The sequence below is a fragment of the Paenibacillus sp. SAF-068 genome (assembly GCF_051967555.1).
Classification (GTDB): Bacteria; Bacillota; Bacilli; order Paenibacillales; family Paenibacillaceae; genus Paenibacillus.
The window spans coordinates 149,539-175,373 of sequence record NZ_JBQCJX010000001.1 but is presented as its reverse complement, the minus strand read 5'-3'; the positions used below and the strand labels follow the sequence as shown (position 1 = coordinate 175,373).

The window sequence follows — 25,835 nt, the reverse complement described above, 5'->3', positions numbered from 1 at the left end:
TGAATTTCATCTGCCTATATTTTGTATCCCAAGCCGTCTGCTTGAATAGAGGGAAGTACGAAATGTTACAACTTCGATACAACTCTGAACCTTTTGGAAACAACCTCCCGATATACTTGAATCAGAAGAGACTCATACCAGACCGGACCCAAGCCTGATCTGTATCCAAGGGGGATTCACATCATATGAACAAGACACAAATTAACAATGCTTATGTCAACTATAAATCAGAAATCACAAGGTATCTATCCCATATTGTCAAGCAACCGCAAGACGCAGAGGATCTGGCTCAGGAGTGTTTCATTCGATTGATGAACGTGACCGTGGACATTCCCGAAGATCGGCTTCTCTATTATCTCAAACGCATTGCCCGAAACCTGGCGATGGACAGCTTCCGCAGGCGGACCCGCACACTCCGACGTGATAGCCGTCTGGATGTACCCACTCATCATCTCGATACGCCACAGCTTGAAATTAATGAAGGCGTTAACGACCTGGTCTCCCATATTAACAACACGGAACATCGCAAAATATTAGAGCTTCGTCTTATCCATGGATACTCCATCAAGGAAACGGCAGAGCTGGTCAATCGCAGTGAAGGCATGATTAAATCCTCTGTCTTTCATGCCGTCAATCGAATTCGTGCCAAAGTCATCTCATAAGAGATGGCTTTTTGTTTATGCAAAATCAACAATGACGCCGGATGGGAGTGTTAAGACAGGATCGAAATACCTATGGATATGTCAAAAGACCCAATTTTACAAATATCGAGTTAATTTTTACAAATTGTTATGACTATGTGAGATTTTCATGTGGTAGAATATGGACGAACTCATGAATCAACTAATATTTGGGAGGGATTTGGTTGGGTAAATTAACAGGTATGCGAGGAGTGTTTCTAAAATCACTCTTGGCATTGTCCATGGCTTTGCCGCTTCAGATCGGACTATGGAACGGAGATGCATCGGTTCATGCGGAAGGACCGACAGACCCGGCACCGTTCATCCAGGCGAAGGTTGTGAACCAGAATGCAGGCAAGAAAGTATTGTTCGACAACTCCCATGGCCAGACGGCTGGAGCCGCAGACTGGGTCATTGATGGAGGTTTCTCCGACTTCGGGAATGCACTCGCGAATGATGGTTACTATGTCAAAGAACTTCGCAAAACGACTCCATTTACCTATGATGATCTGAAAGAGTACAACGTATTCGTTATTGCAGAGCCTCAAATTCCTTTCAAAACATCCGAACAAGCAGCACTGAAACAATATGTTGAAACAGGCGGCAGCATCTTCTTCGTTGGAGATCACTATAATGCCGACCGTAACAAAAACCGCTGGGATGGCTCAGAAGTCATCAACGGTTATCGTCGGGGAGCATTTGAAGATCCGGCGAAGGGTATGAGCACAGATGAGCGTAACTCGGAAGCCATGCAAAATGTAACCAGCACGGACTGGTTATCCGATAACTTCGGCGTACGGTTCCGCTATAACGCACTTGGCGATATCAATGCCAATATCGTCGTACCGGCAGATCAAGCCTTCGGCATCACGGAAGGTGTATCGGCTGTAGCCATGCACGCTGGCTCAACCCTCGCAATCACTGATCCGGAAAAAGCAAAAGGCATCGTGTACCTGCCAAAAACCAACGCCAAATGGAACAACGCGGTGGACCAAGGCGTATATAACGGCGGCGGGATCGAAGAAGGTCCTTACGTAGCCGTATCCAAGCTGGGCGCAGGTAAGGCTGCCTTCATCGGTGACTCCTCTCCGGTGGAAGATGCATCGCCGAAATACCTGCGTGAAGAGACAGGCACACGCAAAACAACTTATGACGGATTCAAAGAAGCCGATGATGCCGTGTTGCTCGTGAACACCGTGAACTGGCTCGCTACCCAAGAGAACTACACGGATCTGACTCAAGTAAACGGACTTGAACTGGACACAGCTACAGCGCTGTTGCCATTCGAAGAGCCGGCTGCTTCCACAGAACCACAGGCTGAACCTTGGGCCGCACCTGCTGCAGGATACAAGTGGTATGATCGTTCCACGTTCAAGGCTGGTTCTTACGGCGGCCCTGCATCCAGTGCAAATGCTGCTTACAGCTTCGTGAAACAGGATACACTTCCGAATGCAGAAGACTTCCAGATTCGTGTCGTTGTGGAGAACATGGCTCCAAACACAACCGTATCCGGTTATAGTGCAGGTATCTATCTGACTGGTGGAACACAGGTTGCTATGATCCAGAATGAAAGTGGTACTTGGCCGACTTCGTACGGTTACAGCTCCACATTCAGTGTAACTTCGGACAGCCAAGGTCGCGGTACCAAGGATCTGAACGTTCGCATCAAACCGGGTACAACTGGTGCTGCCAGCTTGCGTCTGCGTCTGAATGGCAGCAACCTGATTACCAATGCCGTAACCGTTGGCAATGTGCCAGCTGAACAGCTTCCGGAAGAAGAAGGACCGATCCCAGCAGCAATTACTGTTGCTGAAGCACGTACCAAAGCTGTTGGTACTACCGTAACGATCGAAGGTATTGTAACGACTGAACCGGGTGCATTCGGTGGACAAGCCTTCTATCTTCAAGATGAAACTGCCGGAATTTACGTGTTCCAGCACACTAGCGGCTTCCATGCTGGTGACAAGGTTAAGGTAACGGCAGCAACAACCATCTATAACAGCGAATTCGAGCTTACCGATATCATTGCGATTGAGAAAACAGGTACGGCTTCCGTACCTGCTCCAATCGAAGTTACAGCCATCACAGATGCGAACCAGGGTCAACTGGTTCAACTGAAAGATGTAACGATTGAGAATATCATCAGCGCTACACCGGTTGGATCATTTGAATTCGACGCGGTAGCAGCAGATGGAACGAGTACACATATTCGTGTCGATACCCGTACAGGTGTGACAGATACTTCCTTCCCTTATGTTGCTGGTGACAAGATCAGTATCACAGGCATTTCCGCTATTTTCAAAGATGTATATCAATTGAAACCTAGAAGCTTGAATGATTTTGTACCTGCTGAAGATCAAGGTGGAGGCGAACAGCCTTCCACTCCAACTGCAGGAGCACCGGGGAAACCGGTGCTTTCTTCTGATAATGGATATACGACTGGCCTGTTCGAAGGTTCGTATAACGTAAGCATGAACCTCTGGTGGGGTGAAAATGGTTCCGAATACAAACTGTATGAGAACGGTGTTCTGATCGATACGCAGAAGTTGACTGCGGCTACACCTTCTTCACAGTTTGCTAAAACGGCCATTACAGGTAAAGCCAACGGCACCTATACCTACGTAGCCGAGCTGACGAATGACAAAGGTACAACACGCAGCGACGTGCTGACCGTACAAGTAACGAACGCCTCCCCTGGCAAAGCTACATTGTCCCAAAACAACTGGGATGGTGACGGCAACTACAACGTATCCATGAACCTCTGGTGGGGTACGAACGCAACCGAGTACCGTCTCTATGAGAATGATGTATTGATCGATACACAAGCATTGAAAGCCGCTACACCTGCTTCTCAAAGTGCGGTTACGGAATTGTCCGGTCGTGCCAACGGAACGTATACGTACCGTGCTGAGCTGATCAACGCCGCAGGCGTGACCAGCACAGATACCATTACGGTTCAAGTAACCAAAGCGTTGCCTTTGGCTAGCTAGGTCTCAGAAACGAAGCCTAACGTTTAAACCAAGCAAATAAAAAAACCGAAACCAACATTGCCTGATTCACAGGGCAACCTGGTTTCGGTTTTTTTAGGTTTATTTCAAACGTTCCGGCTCATATCCATTTCTAACAAATAGAATGCCGTTCCATACAGCACAATAAGCGGCCACGGCGATGATACTAATCATAATAATCAAATTTATGTGTGTAAATGTATAACTGCTTCCCGTGAAAATAATCAGTATTGCACTGAGCCCCATATTTTCTTTGTTATGTTTTTTAAACTTCTGAAAAATCATTCTGTACAGCAATATCAATACCATAAACACAATCCATATAAAATAAAATATTTCCATAGGTCACCTTCCTTTAAAGCTCACATCTTTTATCGGTATCTACGAGAACTATTGATTAATATCCTTAATTCCCTTTATATAGAAACCTATTAATCTTACATGTATTTGGAAAATAATTCAATCACTCTTATACATATTCTTTGAACCCTCTTATTCCTCAGCGGTTAGCTGAGCAACAAGAACGCACCGTTGTTTATCTGCAGACACGAAAAAAGACTATCCCTGCCCATATTCCGGCACCGAATAGCCCTCTCTTCCTTCTTTATCATCTAATCTTTATCTAATGTGCCTCGTAGCTCGACATTAACCCTTACACCAGCTTCTTACGAATATACCCCGAGATCAAGTCAATGATCGTAATCATCACGATAATACCCAACAGGATAATACCTACTCGCGGCCAGTTCCGAGTACTTAACGCGAAGATTAGCGGCGTACCAATTCCCCCTGCTCCAATTACGCCGAGTATGGTCGCGGAACGTACATTAATCTCGAAACGATACAACGTATAGTTGAGGAATCCAGGCATAACCTGCGGCAGAATGGCGAACCACAACTGCTGCATGCGATTAGCTCCAGAAGCAAGCAACGCCTCAGATGGACCGTAGTCGATATTTTCCACTTCATCTGCGTACAATTTGCCTAACATGCCAATGGAGTGCAATCCAAGGGCGAGTACCCCTGCGAACGATCCGGGACCTACTGCCTTGATGAACATCAATGCCATGATAATCTCAGGGAACGTACGGATGAAGCTAAGTACCATTTTACCTGCACCCGAGATGGAGCGATGCCCACTCATATTGCGGGCTGACCAGAATGCGAACGGGATACAGAGCACTGCCGAGATCACGGTACCCAGCACGGAGATCGCCAACGTGTCCAGTAGACCTCGCAGCAGGTCTTCTCCCTCAGGCAGATATACAAAATCCCAATCGGGTGAGAAAATTCCGGCTACAATGGCCTTCATAATCTGAGCGGCGGTTTCCTTGAAACCAGTGAACGGTACACCGGCAAGTGCCCAAGCATACACAAGAATTAACAGCAACACAATGACCCAGCGTAGCGGGTTTTTCCGTGGTTTTGGCCGGATGCGGCTTGTTTCATTTTTCATCATAGCAATTTCTCCCGCAGCTTAGTACTTACATAATCAATAATCAGAACGATGACGAGGGTAAACAGAATGATTACGCTGGTCTTGTCATACTCCAGGAATCCAAGTGTTGCCTCATAGTAAAGCCCAATCCCTCCGGCTCCCACCAATCCCAGAATGGCAGCAGCACGTATATTAATTTCGAAGGCATACAGCACATAGGATGTGAACTGGGCAGCGAGTTGTGGCACCACGCCATATACAATGAGCTGAATTCGGTTCATACCGACAGCCGTCATCGCTTCCAGCGGCCCCTGATCAATCGTTTCCAGCGTCTCATACGTCAGCTTCGCGATTAGACCTACGGAGAACACAGCCAGTGCCAAGATTCCGGGGATGGGCCCCAAACCAAATACGGCTACGAACAAAGCAGCAAGTAGCAGATCCGGTACTGTCCGAATCAGGTTGAGCAGAAAACGTGCCGGATAGTAGATCCAGCGACTCGGCATCAGGTTACCGGCACAGATAATCGAGACCGGAATCGCAATAATGGCACCAATGGTCGTACCAATCAAGGCCATCCGGATCGTCTCCAGCATGCCTTGAACGATGTTATCAAAGTAACTCCATCGGGGTGGGAACATATCCTTTAACAATTTCCACATTTCAGGGAACCCCTGAATTAACTCTGTGAAGCCGGCATCGGTCTGTTTCGCACTGGCCCACAATAAAAGCAGAACGATGATCAGCGTAAGTAGATGTTTCGTACGCCCAGGCGGTTTCGGGCGATTCACAATCTGAGACGGGCTGGAACCAGGTTCCTTCCCCACTCCGCCTGCATTCTGAAGTGGAACGTTGGACTGCCCCTTCATACCACAACTTCTCCCTGCTCGTGCACAGCCTGCTTGTCCAGCAATTCGTCAGCCAGAATCGGTCTGCCATATATTTCAGCAAAACGCTCATCTGTTGCTTCTTCAACCGGGCCGTCGAATACGACCTCACCTGCTCGCAGTCCAACAATACGGGTCGCATACTCTCTCGCCAGATCAATAAAGTGAAGATTGACGATGGTGGTAATCCCAAGGTCTTGATTGATGCGTTTCAGGTCATCCATGACCTGCTTTGTTGTAAGCGGGTCAAGTGACGCAACCGGTTCGTCGGCCAGAATGATTTTCGCTTCCTGTGCCAGTACACGGGCAATAGCCACACGTTGCTGTTGTCCACCCGATAGTTGATCTGCACGGGAATAGGCTTTCTCCGAGATATTTACACGATCCAGCGCCGTAAATGCAAGTTCAATATCCTCTTTGGGAAAACGACCCAGGATGGTACGCATGGTGGAATGGTATCCAACACGTCCAGCGAGTACATTACGGAGTACACTGGATCGTTTCACGAGATTGAAGCTCTGGAAAATCATGCCGATGTCACGTCTGATCATACGTAGCCGTTTGCCCTGTGCCTTCGTGATGGAACTTCCGTTAATCAGAATCTCGCCCTCACTTATGTCGTGCAGTCGGTTAATGGAGCGTAGGAGCGTTGATTTACCCGCACCGGACAGACCCACTACAGCAATGAATTCACCCTGCTCAAATTTTAGATTAATATTATCCAGGCCCTTGGTGCCGTTAGCGTAAATTTTGGTAACTTTATGAAGCTCAATCATGGCAATAATCCTTCTTTCATTCTTAATGATCAACCATATCTAGTTCCTTGCTATAATGGCACAAGCCAGCGCAGCGTAGATCACGCTGAACTGGCCTGTCCATTGCTACGATTAAGCTGTTCTCATCCAATAGAGCGACTACAAAGTGAACAGATCCTGAACTACTTTTGGATCCACATTATTCACCTTTCACTTTTTCGCCATACTGACGAACGATCTCAAACTTGCTATCATCGGACTCTACATAACCTTCATGCGTATAGATTTCTTTGATGATCTGGTGGCCTTCCGTATCTTTACCAATATCGATGAAGGCTTGTTTGATCTTCGCAGTCCAATCAGCATTCATGTCTGTACGAACGGCAATGGTATCATTAGGAATAGGCTCAGTGAACGCCAGTACACGTGTATCTTCAAATACAGTCGGATAGTCTTTGGCTACCGTGTTGCGGGCATCTTGGAAAATAGCTGCTGCATCAACGTCGCCGTTCAATACAGCGATAACACCTTGGTCATGGCCTTTCAACGTTACAGGTGTTACATCTTTCAATGGATCAATCCCTCTGTCGAGCAACAGACCTGCTGGCCATACATAACCTGCGGAAGACGTTACGTTTTGGTAAGCGACTTTCTTACCTTTAAGATCTTCAATAGATTGAATCGGTGAGTCTTTTTTCACAATAAACATGGATTTATAGGAATCCGCCAACTCTTCGGTTGGAGCACCTGTCTCATCATTTACACCAAAACGTTGTGCTTGCAAAATAACCTGTGCAGCGCCTTTTTCTTTCGCCAGTACATAAGCTGTCGGAGGCAAGAATCCTACGTCTACTTTGTTGGAAGCCATTGCTTCAATAATTGTGTTGTAGTCCGTGGATACGCTGACTTTTACCGGAATGCCCAGTTTGTCACCCAGCAACTTCTCGAGCGGTTTCGCCTTGGCTTCAAGCGTGTCTGCATTCTGGGAAGGTACAAATTGAACCGTCAGTTCCGTTGGCACATAACCTTCGACAGGCTTCTCTGTCTCTGTCGTCTCCGTACCGGATGCATTGGAACTCGAATTCTCTCCGTTAGCCGAACCAGTTGTACTACTAGACCCACAAGCACTCAGAAACAGAACCAAAATCAACAATGGTAAAAATAAAGCAGACTTCTTCAAACGAACACCCTCCAAAGAGTTTCTATTTTTCAGTACTTGTCTACTATAATTGCCAAATATTTGCGCGATGTGAAACGAAATTTGGAGTTTTGTAAAGTTTCCTGTCAGGCTGTCAGCGCGACTTGTATCTGTTAGAATAGGCTCATTATGGTTGAAGATATAGGAAGAACATCGGAGATAGCAGCATGAGCTTCGGTTCTTCAGCCTATTCTGTCTTCTCCGTTTTATGGTAATTCCATATATCTGAACTTATATATTAGAGGAGATTGTAAAATGACATCCATAAACCGTACGGCAAACCTCGACATCCTGTTCACCAGTGATCTGCACGGGGCCATCCGTCCCATCCATTACAATACCAATGCATACCGCCCGGCAGGACTTGCCCTTCTGGCCTCCCTGATTCGTCAGGAACGCGAACGTTCACCTGAACTGATGCTGGTGGATAACGGAGATTTACTGCAAGGATCACCTTTGGCCTCTTATGCCGCTTCAAAGGTCGTCAACAACGAAGGACATCCCTTCATCACCGTACTGAATGAACTCGGCTATGATGCTGCGGTGATGGGTAATCATGAGTTCAACTATGGTCAGAAACTGTTGCGCGAAGCAGTTGAAGCTTCCAACTTCCCTTGGCTGTCGGCCAATATTGTGAATGATCAGCACACAAGAGCCAATGGAACAGAATCTTCGACAGATCTTCCAACAGGTGCAGTTCTGCCAGCTTTCGGTCCTCCCTATCTAATCAAGACACTCTCCTCTGGTGTCCGAATTGCACTCCTAGGTGCAACCACGCACTACATCCCGCACTGGGAGCATCCAAAAAATATCGAGGGTTTACAGTTCCTTGATGCTTTGGAGACCATTCGTACGTGGGTTGCCTATATACGTAAGCATGAACAACCAGATGTAATGGTTGTGAGTTATCACGGCGGATTTGAGAGTGATCTGGTGACAGGCGAGCCCGCCGAACGGTTAACTGGAGAAAATCAAGGCTATGCCATCTGCCGGGACATCGAAGGCATCGATGTGTTGCTTACCGGACATCAGCATCGTCAGCTTATCGCTACTATTCATGGCGTAACCGTCATTCAACCGGGATTCAGTGGAAATGGTGCGGGGCATGTATCCGTCCAGTTGGAGCAATCATCGGGTGGGAAGTGGCAGATTACAGAGAAGAAGGCTCGGTTGTTACTTCTGGATGAACAGCATGAGGTTGAACCTGATGCAACCGTCATGAAACTTACCGATGAGCTGGAAACTGAGGCACAAGCCTGGCTTGATCAACCCATTGGGGAGGTGGCTGGGGATTTATCGATCACCAACGCGACGTCCCTGCGACTCAAGGCACATCCATTCATTGCTTTTGTACATCAAGTACAGATGGAAGCGACCGGAGCGCAGCTCTCCAATACCGCCATACTGAGTGAAGAAGCTCGCGGGTTCGGGCGAAATATCACCGTTCGGGACGTGTTATCCAACTTCATCTATCCTAATACACTAACCGTATTGGAACTGAGTGGCCAGGATATCCGGGAGGCATTGGAACAAACGGCACGTTACTTTGAAGTGAATGCTTCTGGCGAGGTGGCAGTCAATCCGGCTTATATGGAACCCAAACCTCAGCATTATAATTACGATATGTGGGCTGGCATTGAATACGAGCTGGATATCTCCCAGCCTGTAGGTAGTCGAGTTGTGAAATTGGAACGTGAGGGCAAACCAGTAGACATGGATGGCATGTACTCTGTAGTCATGAATAGCTACCGCGCTGCTGGCGGCGGGGATTATACAATGTATCCAGGTAAAAAAGTGCTACACGAAGGAGCCACGGATATGGCCGCACTGGTAGAGGATTACATCCGCAGACATCAACCGCTTACAGTGGAGCAGGCGGATAACTGGAAGGTTGTTGGGTCGTAAGGGGTGCTTATGTCGGTGGACACGGGCAGGTATTTTCGGAGGTTTTAGGAGGTTTTACGAGTTAGCATACAAGTAAGCGTGCAAGCTGCTTGTATGCTTATTGGTTATTCCAAGGAAACTAGGGAGTCTTATTTGTGCCCCCCAAGAATATCGAAAGTTGTCCAGAATGTTATAAAAAAAGAGCAGCCTGCTACTGCGCAGTCTGCCCCATACTTTGAAATATCGTTAAGACAAATGGTTCATTTTCCCGTGCCACACCATAACTTTTAATTCCGCCTACATAGGTTTTTTCCGCTCTATATCCTTCTCTCTACTTATATTGTAACGTTTTTTTCATGTTTTTTATAGACTGTTTTTTTGGCGATTCCTACACTATACTGCTAAATACAAATCTAAAAAAGAGGTGTATCCGTATGAATGGCCCAGAAAATACTTTAGATCATGGACCCTTTTTTCATGGTACAAAAGCAGAACTGAACATTGGAGATCTATTAGAACCGCAGTACTTATCCAATTACCAAGATAAAAAATCTAACCATATTTACTTTACGGGAACGTTAAATGCTGCCAAGTGGGGTGCCGAATTAGCAAAAACGAATGCCAAAGAAAGAATCTACGTTGTAGAGCCATTGGGAGATTTTGAAAATGATCCTAACTTAACGGATAAAAGATTCCCCGGCAATCCAACACGCTCATATCGATCTAAATCACCTCTAAAAATAGTAGCTGAATTAGCTTCATGGGAAAGACACTCCGATGAAGAAATCAATCATATGCTCACATCTCTAAAAAAATTAAGTGAAGAAGGGAAAAATGTGATCTACGATTAATTCCTATACTCGTTTTCACCCAACAATAACTCAGCATCAAGTTGACTATATGACATCCCCGAACGATCTCAATTCATCTCGCACATATCAAAAAAAGGATTGGGGCCCCTACGGGTCTCCAATCCTTTTGCCAATATTGAGCCGTGCCCACGTTAACGTCCCCCACCAGAATAAAAGGTATCGCTCAAGTCATCTTCAGAATTTGAGCGCAAAGAGATCGTCTTGAGGACCGACTCCTGTATTCTTTCGTCACATCACCTTATTGGGCTTTATTGCGCCTTCTTCCGCAATTGACTGTAATACAACTCACTGTAGAAACCACCTTGTTCCAGCAGAGCATCATGCGAACCTTGCTCCAGCAGATGCCCATCCTTCAGCACCAGAATTCGATCGGCCTGACGAATCGTGTTCAGCCTGTGTGCAATGACAAAACTGGTGCGGCCTTGCATCAGACGTTGCAGCCCTTCCTGGATTTTGATCTCTGTGACGGTATCAATACTGCTCGTCGCTTCGTCCAGTACGAGTATTGATGGATCTGCCAAGATTGCCCGGGCAATGGCGAGTAATTGTTTCTGCCCCTGACTGATCCCACTTCCGTCGGCCTGGAGCACTTTATCGTACCCGTCTTTCATGCGCACAATGAAGGAATGCGCATTCGCCAGCCGGGAGGCTGCTTCCACCTCTTCATCCGTTGCGTCCAGACGGCCAAACCGAATATTTTCCCGAATCGTGCCCTGAAACAAAAATGAATCCTGTAGCACAAATGCCATATGGGACCGCAGATTCTCACGCCGAATGGTGGTCATATCGCGCCCATCTACGGTTAACGTGCCACCTGTCGGATCATAGAACCGGGATAACAGCTGGATCAATGTCGTTTTGCCCGCTCCAGTCGGCCCTACCAGGGCAATCATCTCACCCGGTTTAGCTTCAAAGCTGATGTCATGCAAAATGTTACGTCCTTCATCGTATCCAAAGGATACCTTGTCAAAACGAACGGCTCCCTCCACCTTGTCCAGGGATACCGCTGCCCCTTCATCCTTCGCTTCCTCATCTTCGTCCAACACCTCGAATACACGCTCAGCACCCGCAATCGCGGACAATAACGTATTCCACTGGTTCGCCAGATCATTCAGCGGGCGTGTAAACTGACGGGCATATTCCACAAAGATAATAATCACCCCAACCGTAACGGAACCCTGAATCGCCAGAATACCGCCGATGCCCGCCACAATTGCAAAGCTTAGATTATTCAATCCATTCATCAGTTTCGGGATAAAACCGGAGATCGTCTGTGCCCAGAAACCGGAAATCCGGATGCGGGTATTCCGTTCCTCAAAACCGCGAATCACCCGCTCCTCTTGCGAAAATGCCTTGATGATGCGCTGTCCGGATAATGTCTCCTCGATGTAACCATTAAGTTCACCGAGATTGCGTTGCCGCTCCTTAAAGAGCGGTCCCGTTCTGCGTGTAATCCAACGCATGCCTATCGCCATCAAAGGCACAACGATAAAGGTAAGCAGAGTCAGTAGCGGACTGAGCCAAAGCATAACGCCAAACGTTCCGAGCAGCGTTAATACACTTGAGAAAATCTGGATGGCCGAGCTGTTCAGCGTACCGCTGACATTCTCGATATCATTGGTCACCCGACTCATAATCTCCCCTTGCTGACGTTTACCGAAGAATGGAATCGGCAGCTTGTGCAGATGGGAGAACAGATCATACCGCATGCGGAACACGGTTTCCTGCGCAATCTCGATCATCCATATGTTTTGTAGCCAGGATGTAAGAGAGAACAAGACGTACACAGCGGTTAATCCAATCAGAAACCGTGTCCAGCTTGAGCCAGCTTCACCCGCGATAAAATCATCCACGGCCACCCCCACCATATAGGGGCCAAGCAAAGCAAGTGCAGAGCTGGCAAATACCATCAACAGTACCATGGACAGCTTGACTTTACGCCGTGCCAGATAGGTCCAGATGCGACCTAGCGTCCCGGACCAGTTCTTCGCCCGTGCCTTGGGTTTGCGCCCCCCGCCTGATCGCAACGTCTCCGGATCGATCGGTGGCGGTGGCTGACGGAAAGGCTCAATGAATGCTTTGAACATGCTGTGCCCCCTCCCCGTATTGTGATTCATGGATTCGACGATACAGCTCTGACGATTCCATCAGGTCTTCATGTTTTCCCTGTCCAATAAGTTGTCCATCATCCAGCAGCAGAATCAGATCCGCCGATGTCGTCGAACTGATCTTCTGGGTGATGATAAACGTAGTACACGACAACTCTTCCAGTGCATCCAGCAGTCTGCCTTCTGTGGCCACATCCAGTGCGCTCGTGCTATCGTCCAGAATCAGAATTCTTGGCCTACGCACCAGTGCTCTTGCAATGGAAAGTCGCTGCTTCTGTCCACCGGAGAGATTAACTCCCCGTTGACCCAGCAAGGTATCATAACCGTTTGGCAAATTCTCAATAGTCTCATGAATCTGGGCACGCTTCGCCGCTTCCACGATCTCTTCTAAGCTGGCATCTTCCTGACCCCAGGCAATATTCTCCCGTATGGAACCGGTAAACAGGACAACCTCCTGAGGCACATAACCAATCGCACCACGCAGCTTGGACAGATCCAGTTCTGTTGCATCCGTACCATCGATTCGTACCTTACCTTGATCCTCCGTGTATAACCGTGGAATTAGCTGCACCAGTGAAGACTTGCCTGAGCCTGTGGCTCCCATAATGGCAATACGTTCCCCCGCTTTTGCAGTGAATGTGATGTTATCCAGTACTGTAATTTCACTATTCGGATAACTGAAGCCTACACTGCGGAATTCAACCGCTCCCTGTACATCGCGCTGTTTCTTCGCTGAGTATACGGATTGCGGGAAATGCGATGATTTCACAGATCCAGCAGATGGTGCAGACGTTGCCACCGCCTTATTCTGTTCCGTCTCGGACGTATCCTCCGTATTAAACACTTCATTCAGACGCTGCGCTGAAGCGCTTGCTCTCGAGAAGGTTACCAGAATCCATGACAATGCAGACATGGCACCAATTGTGCGAAGCAGATAGTTAATGACGGCAACCACTTCACCCACGGTTGCATTACCAGCGGCGATGTCCACTCGTCCGAACCAGAGCACGGCGATGATACAGACATTCATCATCAGCAGCATGAATGGCATCGTGGTCTCCGTCAGGCGCAGCGCGGAGATTGTGCCTTTCATCAGCTTGCCGCTGAATCCGGCAAAGCGTTCAATCTCATGGCCCATCCGTACGAAGACACGGATCAGCCGAATGCCTGTCAGATTCTCCTGGATGACTCCATTGACGGCATCCAGTCTGCGCTGCACATTGCGGAACAGCAGCGCTGCCTTTTTAATCATCCACACCACAACGACGAGCAGTACAGGAACCATGACAACCAGCAGCAGACCCAACCTCGGATTCACGATGACTGCCATAATCATGCTACCCAGAACTACCAGCGGCACACGTGTCATGAATCGCAGACTCATGAAGACCGTATCCTGAACCTGGGTCACATCCCCCGTTAATCGGGTGATCAGGGACGATGTCGCGAACCGGTTGAATACGGCATAAGAGAACGTTTGCACTTTCTCATACAACTTCTCCCGCAGATCGTATCCAAACCCCAGACTTGCATGGGACGCAAAGAATGAACTGGCAATTCCGGCAGCAAAAGCCACCACAGCACTGCCAACCAGTACACCACCCCATAACCAGACGACAGATAAATCTCCCTGTTGAATCCCGTTGTCAATGATCTTGGAGATCAGATAAGGCTGAGCCAGCTCCACCGCAAGCTCAATCAACATCATGACCAGGGCGGCAATCGCGGCAACTCGATACTTCTTCAAGTAGTACAACAGCTTGATCATAAGCATTCCTCCGGCTCGGAGCACCCTAAACCGATAGCACGTTCCAGCTCAGAGCCTCCATTAGACATGTTGTTTTCTCCACTTCGTCCAATATGTAATCATTTCTATGTACACATATGGTTATTATAGCGTATTTTCCAATGCCGCTTCTATTCTTATTACCCTACTTTTCCCATGACAATAACTTATCAACATGATGACAGCAAAAATAGGAAGGTTTCGCTTTCCTACAACACTAGAACCCTGACCACCGATCGTTCCGGCATTCAGGGTTCTATGTAAGACCTCAGCTATATATTTCGTTCAACTCATTCAGATTCTATCCAATACGACTATTCCTTCCCGTAAATCTCCTCTATCCGTTCTTCCTCATTGGTAGATAACAGAACATTAAGCAAACCCATCGCATTATTGGCATCTGCTCTCGCCGTCTTATACATCTCGGCAAACGCCGCTTCATCCTGCTTCGGGTCCATCTCAGCAAGTTTGCCCCACGAGGTACGGGCTTTGTCGTATAGCGTACTCAGCGTGATGTCACGTGGATGCTGAGCAACAGGTGCCATGGATTCAAATTTTGCTGTCACACGGAAGAAATCCATAGAGTCCTGGAACGATGTACTGCTGTAATCCTTATTTTTCATCGCATCATCCGTAATCAACAGACCTTCACGGGCGATAAACAGCGTTTTCACCATGGCACGTTCCAGATTGGTTGCTTCTTCCCAGGTTACATAAGATTCGTCAGGTGCTTGTACAGTTGTGAAATAAGGAAAAGCATCATCAATCAACCGCTGCGAATCGGAGTGAATCGGCACCCCTGCATTCATGTCCACAACAGCATCGCTATAATTGGCAACATTAATGTTTTTGGAATCATTCTCACTGACCCGGCGCACTGGATGATCATTAAGCGGGATACGGATATAACCGAGTTGATCCGCATAATCCTGCTTCAACTCTTCCAATGTGGAATCCTTTCCAATCTTGCCTTCTTCGGCTGAAGAGGATTCTTTGGCGGCTGAACCTGTTTCTTCACCAGCAGTCGAGCCAGTTGCTGCGGTTTCTGTTACAGCAGCATTCGAGCTATTGGTTTCGGATGAAGCAGCTTCTGTACCGGAAGCAGATTCCGGCGATGATGATGTCTCTTTCACTCCGCCACCACAAGCTGTCAGCATCGCTGCCAAACTGAACATGACCGTGAACGTCTTTATCGTATCATTCCATTTCATCATATGATCTTCCCCTATCGTATGTATATTCCTGAGAAACATTAACCTCTACTCCATACTTTGAACAACTTACTTACAAAAATATCCTTTCAGATAACATAATCGATTCACAACTGAACACGTTCTACATTGTATCATAAGTCAAAAATGGGGTGTATACGACGATATACCTGTGTCTAAAGCCTTTTACCATGCGTGTCTTAACGATCAACGCAACACAAAAACACTGTCATCCATAGGGACAACAGTGTTCGTGAAGCGTGACTACTTAATGCCTTTAGCCTTCTCCATATGCTCTGACCGAATCTGAGGATCGGTCGAGTTCACCGATGCTAACAAGGCGTGAATCGCCTGAATATCCTTCTCTTGGAATACGGTCTCCGGAACTTCAGTCTCAAGTCGTTCCGTCTTGCGCTGAATGGTCTCCACCAATTCATGGTCGTAGATGATGAGTTCATCCGAATTCACATACCTTACAGCCGGATCAACACTGATACGGCAGCGGTTGGTGAAGGTCACCATGGAGACGAGACGCACTCTTTTGTAATCGCCGAGGTGTGCATGGATGGCTTCCACATGTGCACGATGCTGCATGAGCGGATTGTACATTTTGACCCGGCTGCTGCTGACCGACCAATTGGCTTCTCTTCTGCCGCCGCGGATCTCACCTGTCGTCAGATTGCGGGTTTCGATCACGAAGATTGCCCGTGGACCGATGACGACATGATCAATCTGCGAATAACCGGAGCGTGACTTCGGATTGGTAACGAGTAAGTCGTTCAGCACTTTATATTCACTCGGGAGACCCATCAGCTGATCTGCTGTACTAGGCTCCTCAGGCTGGTGTGTCCAATCCCCTTCCGCTTTTTTCTTGCGCTTACTGCGTACCATGCGCGGAGGAATGGTTGTCGTCGATGGTAAAGCTGAAGCGGAGGCTGTAATCTGGTTCGCAAGCTCTGGCTGTGTCTTGAACAGAGACAGGATTTTCTTGAACATGGGCAAGCTCCGTTCTATTATAGTGTGGGTTACGGGTGACCATTACAGGAGAAATAACATCCTTTGACACATTCATTATGTAAACTTCTATTACTTATGTCGGATAAAGAGGGGTTAAATTAAAGGGTTCGCGACCAAAATCTCTCCAATACGCAAATCACATATGAACATTTAACCAATTCCGTGACTTTAGACGCATAAACAAGCCGCAAAATTGAAAAAAACAGCGCAACCTTTCCTGAATCGAAAAAGAATGCGCTGCTGTTGGTTATTAATTAAGCCTGAAGATAATAGGTGTAGAGCACCTGTGTACCTTTCTCTTCCAGACCATTATTTGCTATTTCCTGATACAGGGATTCGGCCAGAGCGAGCCCAGGCGTTTTCATGCCCATCGCTTTTGCAGACTCCAGTGCAATACCCATGTCTTTGATAAAATGTTTCACATAGAATCCAGGCTCATAATCGCCTGCGATCATGCGTGGACCGAGATTGCTGAGCGACCAGCTTCCGGCTGCACCGGTAGCAATACTCTTCAGCACGGTCTCCGCGTCCAGACCAGACGTCTTGGCATAGGCGAGTGCTTCGCATACGCCCATCATGCCAGAGGCAATGGCAATCTGGTTGCACATTTTGGTATGCTGCCCGGCTCCTGCCTTGCCTTGCAGCACAATGTTGCTGCCCATCTGCTCAAACAGCGGACGCACCGCTTCAAAGGCCTCCGAACGGCCACCAACCATAATGGACAGCTTGGCATTCTGCGCTCCGATATCGCCACCCGACACAGGTGCGTCCAGTGCATGCAATCCTTTGGCTTCCGCAGCTTCAAAGATTCGTGCAGCCAGTAGCGGACTGGATGTTGTCATATCAATCAGATATGACCCCGGTTTGGCATTGGCCACGAGACCATCCTCACCGAGATAAATCTCCTCGACATCCTTCGGATACCCCACCATTGTGATGATGACATCACACGCGGCAGCCAGTTTGCCTGGTGTATCATGCCATACGGCACCTTCCTTCACCAACGCTTCCGCTTTGGCAGCAGTTCGCGTATACACATGCAGCGGATATCCCGCTTGCTGAATGTGCCCAGCCATGCTTTTCCCCATCACGCCTGTACCAATAAAGCCAACTTTCGTCTCTCCAGGTGCCTTCGTTGTATTTGTCATCGTAGGTTTCCTCCCTATTTTCCCTATTTCTCTAGGCTTCGCTCAGTGCTTGTCTTCGACATTGCTATATCTGTATGTTATAGCTTTCTTGCTAGTCCGTCCATCTTGTTTGCAGCTTTCTGTGAAAAAATCTGAAAAAGGAATCAACTTCCTGTATGCTGTACAACCTAACGGAAACTTCCTTCATTGGAAAGGAGGATTTCCATGAGTCGTGAAAAAGGTCAAATTACCATTTGGTTGTCCTTTTCCATCCTTTTATTAAGTGCAGGGCTCGTCTGCCATGTCTTGTCTGTTCCAGCGATACTCGAAGCTGGCGGCAGAGACGGCTGGTTGTCTGTCGTAGCCGCCGCTCCACTGTTCATGTTGTTTCTGTGTATGATGTATATCATCATTCGACGTGTACGTGGACAGCGGCTAACAGATTGGATTACACGAGAATTCGGTGCTGTTCCTTCCTGGATCTTCCGGATCTCTGCTTCCATTCTGCTGTTCACACTTGGCACACATACGTTGTACGAGACAACTAACTGGACCGTATCCACATATCTTCAATTCACGCCTCCCTATGTTCTGGCTGGTGGCGGAGCACTGGTTGCTGCGTGGGCAGCGGCTAAAGGTATACGCTCCATTGCGATGACTTCCAGTCTTCTACTGCCTTTTGTAGTTCTGCTCGGTTATTTTGTAATGTCCGCCAATATGAAATATAAGGACTACAGCCTATTGTTCCCGATCATGGAGAACGGCATGGGCCCCGTGTGGCGGGGCATGATCTACTCCCTTGCCGGGCTTATGGAAATCTGGATTTTGATGTTGTTTCAACATGAAGTCAAAGGCAAAATTCGTTGGTGGTATGTTCTGATCCTTGGGATTTTCATGCTCAGTATGGCAATCGGTCCAACCATTGGAGCCATTGTGGAATTTGGCCCAGAAGAAGCAGCAAAACAACGGAACAGTCCCTATGAGCAATGGAAACTTGTAAATATCGGCAAATTGCTGCAACACGTTGATTTTCTGTCCATCTATCAGTGGCTTAGTGGTTCTTTCGCAAGAGTGGCCATATCTTTGTATCTCATCGTCGATCTGCTGAATTTCCGCAGGCCGAAGAAACGATATATCGCCATTCTTACCATCACCGTCATCATGAGCTTCATGGCGATGCAATGGTGGCGCATTGATTACGTGGATTATTATGTGGACCATATTCAGTTCCCGGTCATGCTCACCTATGTCTCTGTCGTTACCGTGATATTAACAATAGCCGCATTAATCCACAAAAAGGACAAGGAGGCTCCCGAACATGCCGATCTCAGCCCAGCCCAAGAATAACCGCGAAGTTGAACCGTTCCGAATGAACGAGCACAACTTGAATACCTTTTTTGCCGGATCTGATGATGTCATCATCAATAGTCATATGTTCGGAGAACCTCCGATGCAACTCCTTATGACCTATTGCAGCGGTATGGTAGATAGTGAAGCCATCTACGATATTATTCTCCCGGAACTCAAACGAACATATGAAAATACACACTTTATCCGTACATCAGACATTGAAAAGTGCATCAGCCTGGATTGGACCCGAATGGATCTGCAAGATCCGGCATTTGGAACTGAACTGATGTCTCTCCGTGTTTTTGAAGGTCATATGCTGATCTGTATTCCTTCCCTGCAAACCATGTGGAGTATTGATATATCCAATATGCCTACTCGAACACCAGAGGAATCGACCACCGAAGTTTCGATTCGTGGGGCAAGAGATGGATTCATCGAACCGCTTGCCGTCAATGTTGCCCTGATTCGTACACGTCTGCGCACGAACCAGCTGGCCTGTAATATCGAACTGATCGGCTCACGTTCTGCAACCAAGGTGGCCCTGATGTATATCAAAAACATCGCCAATCCGGAGCTGATCGAAGATGTTCAGGATCGGTTGCGCAAAATTAAGACTGAACGCATCCTGACCGCCAATGAGCTGGAGGAATTGCTGTCCCCTTCGAAGATTACGTTGTTTCCCGTCACCCATTATACGGGCAGGCCTGACTTTGCTGCAGAATGTCTCCTGAACGGACGTTTTATCCTCATTGTAGACGGTAATCCCAGCGCCATTATTGGGCCAGTCAATCTGTTTCTTTTGCTCAAATCACCGGAGGATGCAAGCTTTCCCTTCTTAGCTGTCAACGTAGGGCGGATGCTGCGCTTTCTGGGTCTCATGATCACGGTGTTTCTGCCTGGCTTCTACATTGCACTGACATCTTTTCATATGGATCAGATTCCCTTTCCCCTGGTCGCCACAATATCGGTGGGTCGTATGGGATTACCCATGGAATCAGGAGTCGAGATGTTTCTCATTATGCTGTTAATGGAGCTGTTCCGAGAGGCGGGGGTACGTTTGCCAAGTGCCATCGGCCAGACACTGACTGTCGTTGGCGGTTTGATCATCGGAGATTCCGCCATTCGAGCGGGCATGGTCTCTCCCCTCATGATTGTCATCATCGCAGTCACTGTTGTAGCGGGAGCAACCATTGTGAACCAGGTTATGACCAGCTCTGTGCTGATCCTGCGCTTTCTTTGTTTTGTCCTGGGAGCATCTCTCGGCATCTATGGATTCATCCTGTCGTTGATTCTGTTCCTCATCTACCTGACGGATCTCAAATCCTTTGGCATCCCATATCTCACGCCGCTTACGCCGCTTCACTTCAAACAGGCGATAGCTTCATTATTCAAATTGCCGAAAGGGTTGGGTAAACGCAGACCCGTCTATCTGGAGACTCAAGAACCGCGCAAGAAAGGAAATGGACGATGAAACACTTGTTACAGCGATGTTTGCTGGGTCTGTTAAGCCTGATGATGTGCGTGATGACCAGTGGATGCTGGAGTGCTTTTGAGATTCAACAGGTGGACTACGCCAAAGCCTTTGGCATTGATTATAAAGAGGGCATGTATCACCTGTATGTGCAAACACTGGATTTTGCAAGTGTCGCCAAAAGTGAAAGTTCTGCCAAAAGTGCAGATACGCCGCCTGTATGGGTCGGTCATGCTGAAGGAAAAACGATGAGCCTGGCGCTGAACGAACTGTTTCGTACGGCCCAATTACACATGGCCTGGGGGCATGTGACCGCGATCGTTATGGCCGAAGGTGTGCTCACCAGCAAACATATCAAAGAAGTGTTTGATATGCTGGGACGTTTTCCGGAATCCCGCTATACGACCTGGGTGTACGGAACACGCGAGCCACTGGAGAAAATTCTGAGTGCGACGTCCATCTATAATATGTCGCCGCTGGATAGCATTCTTCATAATCCGCTCCCGACTTATATGGAAGAATCATTGTATCCGCCCGTGCTTAGCTTCAAGCTCATTGCAACGCATAATGATCCGGCTACCACGACGTATCTGCCCAGTATTGCATTGAACAATTCCCAATGGGCCGAGAACGAGAAGAAAAAGGATTTATTTCTGATCGAAGGAGCCTTTTTCGAAAAGACAGGCGTTGCCTTTGAATACCTCCCACGCAGTCAGCTTCCCGGTTATCACTGGCTAATCAAGGATATGCGAAGGGCTCCCTTACTTGTCCAGAAGGATGGAACGATCTACGGGGCACTTAGTGTAGGATTGCCCAAGATCAAAATCAAACCTGTCATTCAGGGTGAAGAGGTCAAGTTCAATATAGACGCCCAATACCTAACCGCCCTGTACGAATATCTGGTGCCTACCTCTTATGAAGAGATGATTCAGATCAGTGAAGTGAAGTTGAGGGAGCAGATTATGCAGACCTATCGCCATGGCCTTGAGCGTGGTGTGGACATCTATGGTCTGCAAGAGAAGCTGTATCGCAAAAATCCGAAGCTCTGGCGCAAGTTATCCGACAATGGTACCAAGATGATGCTTACCGAAGACTCAATTCAGGATCTGAAAATCCACCTCACCATCCCCTATACAGGGAAATATAAAAGGAAAGTGTAGCAAAAACGCGAAAGGCCCCTTGCCCGTCTGGTACGACGGATAAGGGGTCTTTGTGTATATGATTATGATTGTTATGCAGCTTGGATTTGGATTATGTGGATCTCCTATGACTGCGAAGTTTCCTCTCCATAACCCAACCTATCCCTATTGAGAAAGACAGGCCGAACAGCAGGATCGGAACATTGTAAAACAGGGTGTTCGTATACTGGTTCAACCAGCCAAACCGATACACTGCCGAGTTCGGATCATTCGTATATCCATTGAGTTGCATACGTAGATCATTGATGATGTGTATTTCCAGAAAGACGGACAACACACACACTAGGAGAGCGATTACGGGTACCGCGTTATGCATCTTCCCTCCCCATTGCTGACGCTGATCATACAACCACCATTTGGATAGATACACTGTCCAGATACATAGAATCAGAAAGGTCAGAAGAGATGGGGCTAACACCAGCAGGCCAAGGTTGCCATTACCAGAAACCCCTCTACCCGGTTCATGCTGGAAGGTTAGCCCGCGTACAGCGCCAATCATGAGTACGTTCCAGATGAGGAAGATGAGGTATCGCTTGTTGATCCTTCTTAGGTAATTCATATGTTACCTCCTAAGCCTCGCTATCGAGAGATGAGTAGATGATGTGACCTTGGTCGTCCAATCCTTTGATATCCCATATCATCTCATGAATCGGCTGCTGGATTACCGCATACCACAACCTGCGGCTGGATTGATCAGAAAATTCAACGATTGCCGCTTCCACCTGTGCAGATGCCGGATTTGGATCGTAACGAATATGTACCTGGGTAATGTCAGCATCGTGGAGATAACCGTATAGAATATAGATCATTTTGCCTTTAGACTTCTGGTATCCTGATATCTGAGAAGAAAGCGGCTCGGATGGATTATCATGCAGACCACCGCCTATGTTGGTCAGTTCGGAGTACCACATTTTTTGCTGGATCAAAGCAGGAGTCACGTTATTCGTAGTGAGATCTTGATATAAGACCACTTGTGTTCGCGGTTCAAAAGTTGTAATTAGCTTCACCTGTTCTGGGAGAATACCTTTTTCACTTAAGATGGTATCGATGTCCTGCGGACCACAAGCGCGTATCAAAAACAACATTCCAGCGAGCAATACAAAGAACCTCACGAACGTTCTCCTTTTCCAATTACGAGTCATACGCATATCTCTCTGTACACCTTCTTTACTACAATCAATTCATAAAATAACGGCAATGGCCGGCCTACGCTCAACTAGCTTTTACTTCTTATAATAATCCATTACCCGCAACCGCGTAGTCAGGATCAAAGTCTGAGGAATAAGCACGAAGATAATGTACATCAGTACAATCAACCATAGATGTGCCGCAAAATTTTCTGCGCCGAACGATGGTTTCGGAAGTTCAATCCAATACCACCATGACGGGATGGCAATTAACCATGTCAGTCCCGTCGAGAGGAACATATCTTTCACACTGCTCCACAGAAAGCAGAACAACGCGACGAACAAAATGGGACCTGTCCAAGAATCCAATATCGGGCCCCAGCTCTGAAAGACAAAGATAATGGCAGGATATAGAAGGTTGATGGTCCAGCGCCAGATCGAATTGTTATAGATATACATCATTCCTCCCATCTCGGAAAATACGGACAATTAATAAGGATTCCGAGCTTTGCGTCGATCTTCGCGGTCGGCCTCTTCCATCTTCCTTATATATTGTTTTAATTGTTCTTTGTGTGCTTCTAGCTCTGCCAATTTGGATGAAGTTCCTTCAAGAAACGCTGACATTTTTGTAGACAACTGTACTGCAGACTCTCCCTTCCAATCTTGCAGTCTTCCATATATGTTTCGCATCTGCTGTTCCTGTTGAATCAAGCGTTGCTGCAACTGTTCACACTGCTGGATCGCTCTTCTCAAATCCGACAGAGAGACAGATATTCTTCCCATATGTACACCTCCTGTAGTTCCTTGCAGCTAAACTATTCTCGATCTGCCAAAACAAAATCCTGTCTTTTCCGTTCGATATAATCTGCGATCTCTGTAATGGATTCTTGGTACCACCGATTAATCCGCTCCAACGTTGCTGTAGCATCATAGGCAATGGGTGTAAAGGACTGGCTCTCACTTGTTGATATATGCGCTTGGAACATCTGGATTGAAGAGCGCGCATCATTGGCAAAGCCATGCAGACTTTCCCGCATCTGTCTGGATGCATGTCCAAGCTCCTCAGGTGTTAGTTGAATAGTGCTCCCATGTTGGTCGCCAACATAGTACGCCGAGTTCTGTCTATTCATAGCGACTGAGCTGATTCCTAGTACTGTTGCAGCAAGTTGGCCGAAACCTCCCATAGCAGAACCATGCTTCTCAACAAACGTATTCATCGCTTCCTTAAACTCTTCTCTTGCCTTCATCATCTCTGAATAATTCTCTACTCTAGGCTGACCGTCCACACGTTGACCATCTATCGTATACAATGTATTACTTATGTTCCCTTTCGCATCGAATGTAAAATGATCCATACTATGTGTTCTCTGTCCGACTAGCATGGAATCCAAAAACTTAGATAGTACACTCTGTTCTCCGGATATAGATGGGACACGAATAAATTCAAACGACCACTTGTTACCGAACAATCTTTGTTCCCACCACGTCTCCCGAGGTATCGGTAAGAACATGGGGATGGTTTCATAGCGATTAGCATCTTCAAAAGTCGAATTGATATAATAAGTTGCACCGACATGCTGCTCAGCATTCTTCACACCAGAACCCACAGAATCCCCTGGATGGACATAGGCCACATTCGTTTTCAGATAATCTCCGTTCCGCACCTTCTCTTGCAAATCATCAGGAAGTAAATGTACAATACTTGGCGGATTATAACTCGCTGACGATACTCCATTACGAATCGCGACATATTCAGCCTGAGCACCTCCCAACGAGTGTCCAGTCGTTGAGATATCAGCTTCCGGGTACTCTTCCTTCACTTTATCAAAGAGGTTCAGTGCCTGAATAAATTGATTATTCTGATACCTAGATTCAGCTTCAATGAAAGGCATCTGTTTATGCAGAGGTAGCGACGCAATCTCTTCCTTATACTGCTCCATATAATTGTGAGTTTCCTCCAAATTCTTGGTTCGGTTACCCACAACATCATTTAAATCAGTCTCCCAATCTGTTATTACACTCCATTTGGGACGATCAGGGGGTTCAGTTCCCCGATAACCAATAATAACTTGATTATTATCCTCATTGTAAAACACTGTAGCATCAAATCCTGAACCATTTGTATCGTGAAGCATGGCGCCCTTCGGTTCAACTATTGTCCAACCTGGAAGATTTTCATTTTTATATCCGGATGATGGTAAATCTCGTTTGTATACCTCATCAGCAATGGTCCAATAGGTCTTATCATTTATGTATGTCATGATACCCCACCTTGTCTATTACATTAATTTATATTAAAGTGTGCTTAGAGTTTATTTCCATAAAAGGAGAATTAACGCTTATGCGAATAAAACCTGCAGCTCTGACCTTACTTATTTTTCTATTCTTATTAGGAGGATGTTCAAGTATGTCTACCTCAGATAAACAAAATATTGTAGAAACAGCTACACCAATAAGTGTTGAGTACATAAAGAAATACTATAATGCCGACTTTATTGTAACGAGTCACGATATTGATGATCCTTCCATTCATTCACGACTATATCTATACGGTCATATAACGGGACATGAGGATGAACGTATCACCGTTTCCTATAACTACGACTCACAGGAAGTTATCAGTGTAGAAGGACCTGGCTGGTTTATCGATAGTCGAAACCCGAAAAAGGAAGTACCTTCCTCCTGAGAAAAAACTGCAAAGTAATACATCAATTTTT

General features: G+C 47.0%; 22 protein-coding genes. 8 read left to right on the top strand and 14 right to left on the bottom strand.

The window, feature by feature from the left end; genetic code table 11:
- The first annotated feature begins 185 nt into the window (after window positions 1-185).
- Window positions 186-662: an RNA polymerase sigma factor gene (locus ACTHPG_RS00725; RefSeq protein WP_440387158.1), complete on the top strand. Its 477-nt coding sequence runs from the start codon at window positions 186-188 to the stop codon at window positions 660-662.
- Between the two features lie 221 nt (window positions 663-883).
- A complete protein-coding gene (locus ACTHPG_RS00720) occupies window positions 884-3,670 on the top strand; it encodes a DUF5689 domain-containing protein (protein ID WP_440390059.1) in 2,787 nt (928 codons plus the stop codon).
- Window positions 3,671-4,340: 670 nt separating this feature from the next.
- Here ACTHPG_RS00720 and phnE (ACTHPG_RS00715) read toward each other — a convergent pair.
- The 4 genes from phnE (ACTHPG_RS00715) to ACTHPG_RS00700 form a co-directional block, all read right to left on the bottom strand.
- Window positions 4,341-5,147 carry a phosphonate ABC transporter, permease protein PhnE gene (gene phnE, locus ACTHPG_RS00715; RefSeq protein ID WP_139331943.1) on the bottom strand — a complete coding sequence of 269 codons (807 nt, stop codon included), beginning with the start codon at window positions 5,145-5,147 and terminating at the stop codon, window positions 4,341-4,343.
- A complete protein-coding gene (phnE, locus tag ACTHPG_RS00710; RefSeq protein ID WP_440387156.1) occupies window positions 5,144-5,995 on the bottom strand; it encodes a phosphonate ABC transporter, permease protein PhnE in 852 nt (283 codons plus the stop codon). The genes phnE (ACTHPG_RS00715) and phnE (ACTHPG_RS00710) overlap by 4 nt, the downstream gene beginning before the upstream one ends.
- Window positions 5,992-6,789, bottom strand: a complete 798-nt coding sequence (gene phnC, locus ACTHPG_RS00705) for a phosphonate ABC transporter ATP-binding protein (protein WP_440387154.1) — start codon at window positions 6,787-6,789, stop codon at window positions 5,992-5,994. The genes phnE (ACTHPG_RS00710) and phnC overlap by 4 nt, the downstream gene beginning before the upstream one ends.
- A gap of 178 nt (window positions 6,790-6,967) precedes the next feature.
- The gene (locus tag ACTHPG_RS00700; protein WP_440387153.1) at window positions 6,968-7,963 is read right to left on the bottom strand and encodes a phosphate/phosphite/phosphonate ABC transporter substrate-binding protein; all 996 of its coding nucleotides are present in this window, start codon (window positions 7,961-7,963) and stop codon (window positions 6,968-6,970) included.
- A gap of 258 nt (window positions 7,964-8,221) precedes the next feature.
- Between ACTHPG_RS00700 and ACTHPG_RS00695 the strand changes: the two genes are divergently transcribed.
- The gene (locus tag ACTHPG_RS00695; protein ID WP_440387152.1) at window positions 8,222-9,871 is read left to right on the top strand and encodes a bifunctional metallophosphatase/5'-nucleotidase; all 1,650 of its coding nucleotides are present in this window, start codon (window positions 8,222-8,224) and stop codon (window positions 9,869-9,871) included.
- A gap of 413 nt (window positions 9,872-10,284) precedes the next feature.
- Window positions 10,285-10,701 carry an NAD(+)--rifampin ADP-ribosyltransferase gene (gene arr, locus ACTHPG_RS00690; protein WP_440387150.1) on the top strand — a complete coding sequence of 139 codons (417 nt, stop codon included), beginning with the start codon at window positions 10,285-10,287 and terminating at the stop codon, window positions 10,699-10,701.
- A gap of 269 nt (window positions 10,702-10,970) precedes the next feature.
- Here the strand turns inward: arr and ACTHPG_RS00685 are convergent, their stop codons facing one another.
- The 5 genes from ACTHPG_RS00685 to ACTHPG_RS00665 form a co-directional block, all read right to left on the bottom strand.
- The gene (locus ACTHPG_RS00685; RefSeq protein ID WP_133386576.1) at window positions 10,971-12,809 is read right to left on the bottom strand and encodes an ABC transporter ATP-binding protein; all 1,839 of its coding nucleotides are present in this window, start codon (window positions 12,807-12,809) and stop codon (window positions 10,971-10,973) included.
- Window positions 12,790-14,598, bottom strand: coding sequence for an ABC transporter ATP-binding protein (locus tag ACTHPG_RS00680; protein ID WP_440387148.1), 1,809 nt, complete (start codon window positions 14,596-14,598; stop codon window positions 12,790-12,792). The genes ACTHPG_RS00685 and ACTHPG_RS00680 overlap by 20 nt, the downstream gene beginning before the upstream one ends.
- Window positions 14,599-14,930: 332 nt before the next feature.
- Window positions 14,931-15,830, bottom strand: a complete 900-nt coding sequence (locus ACTHPG_RS00675) for a hypothetical protein (RefSeq protein ID WP_440387146.1) — start codon at window positions 15,828-15,830, stop codon at window positions 14,931-14,933.
- Between the two features lie 261 nt (window positions 15,831-16,091).
- Window positions 16,092-16,823, bottom strand: a complete 732-nt coding sequence (locus ACTHPG_RS00670; protein WP_440387145.1) for a nuclease-related domain-containing protein — start codon at window positions 16,821-16,823, stop codon at window positions 16,092-16,094.
- Between the two features lie 275 nt (window positions 16,824-17,098).
- Window positions 17,099-17,992 (bottom strand): NAD(P)-dependent oxidoreductase, encoded by an 894-nt coding sequence (locus ACTHPG_RS00665; RefSeq protein WP_440387144.1) that lies wholly within the window; start codon window positions 17,990-17,992, stop codon window positions 17,099-17,101.
- A gap of 204 nt (window positions 17,993-18,196) precedes the next feature.
- Between ACTHPG_RS00665 and ACTHPG_RS00660 the strand changes: the two genes are divergently transcribed.
- Genes ACTHPG_RS00660 through ACTHPG_RS00650 form a run of 3 tightly spaced genes read left to right on the top strand, consistent with a single transcriptional unit; the run spans window position 18,197 to window position 21,952 of the window.
- The gene (locus ACTHPG_RS00660; RefSeq protein WP_440387143.1) at window positions 18,197-19,318 is read left to right on the top strand and encodes a GerAB/ArcD/ProY family transporter; all 1,122 of its coding nucleotides are present in this window, start codon (window positions 18,197-18,199) and stop codon (window positions 19,316-19,318) included.
- Window positions 19,290-20,792 (top strand): spore germination protein, encoded by a 1,503-nt coding sequence (locus ACTHPG_RS00655; protein ID WP_440387142.1) that lies wholly within the window; start codon window positions 19,290-19,292, stop codon window positions 20,790-20,792. Before ACTHPG_RS00660 ends, ACTHPG_RS00655 begins: the two co-directional genes overlap by 29 nt.
- On the top strand, window positions 20,789-21,952 hold the full coding sequence (locus ACTHPG_RS00650) for a Ger(x)C family spore germination protein (protein WP_440387140.1): 1,164 nt from the start codon (window positions 20,789-20,791) through the stop codon (window positions 21,950-21,952). The genes ACTHPG_RS00655 and ACTHPG_RS00650 overlap by 4 nt, the downstream gene beginning before the upstream one ends.
- 91 nt (window positions 21,953-22,043) lie before the next feature.
- Here ACTHPG_RS00650 and ACTHPG_RS00645 read toward each other — a convergent pair whose 3' ends face one another.
- From ACTHPG_RS00645 to ACTHPG_RS00625, 5 genes are all read right to left on the bottom strand, one after another.
- A complete protein-coding gene (locus ACTHPG_RS00645; protein WP_440387139.1) occupies window positions 22,044-22,550 on the bottom strand; it encodes a hypothetical protein in 507 nt (168 codons plus the stop codon).
- Between the two features lie 10 nt (window positions 22,551-22,560).
- The gene (locus ACTHPG_RS00640) at window positions 22,561-23,103 is read right to left on the bottom strand and encodes a hypothetical protein (protein ID WP_440387138.1); all 543 of its coding nucleotides are present in this window, start codon (window positions 23,101-23,103) and stop codon (window positions 22,561-22,563) included.
- 111 nt (window positions 23,104-23,214) lie between these two features.
- On the bottom strand, window positions 23,215-23,580 hold the full coding sequence (locus tag ACTHPG_RS00635) for a hypothetical protein (RefSeq protein WP_440387137.1): 366 nt from the start codon (window positions 23,578-23,580) through the stop codon (window positions 23,215-23,217).
- 27 nt (window positions 23,581-23,607) lie between these two features.
- Window positions 23,608-23,901, bottom strand: coding sequence for a hypothetical protein (locus ACTHPG_RS00630; RefSeq protein ID WP_124117265.1), 294 nt, complete (start codon window positions 23,899-23,901; stop codon window positions 23,608-23,610).
- Window positions 23,902-23,933: 32 nt separating this feature from the next.
- The gene (locus ACTHPG_RS00625) at window positions 23,934-25,379 is read right to left on the bottom strand and encodes a lipase family protein (RefSeq protein WP_124117266.1); all 1,446 of its coding nucleotides are present in this window, start codon (window positions 25,377-25,379) and stop codon (window positions 23,934-23,936) included.
- Between the two features lie 146 nt (window positions 25,380-25,525).
- Between ACTHPG_RS00625 and ACTHPG_RS00620 the strand changes: the two genes are divergently transcribed.
- Entirely contained in the window at window positions 25,526-25,804 is a 279-nt protein-coding gene (locus ACTHPG_RS00620; RefSeq protein WP_240662205.1) for a hypothetical protein, read from the top strand.
- Window positions 25,805-25,835 lie beyond the last annotated feature (31 nt).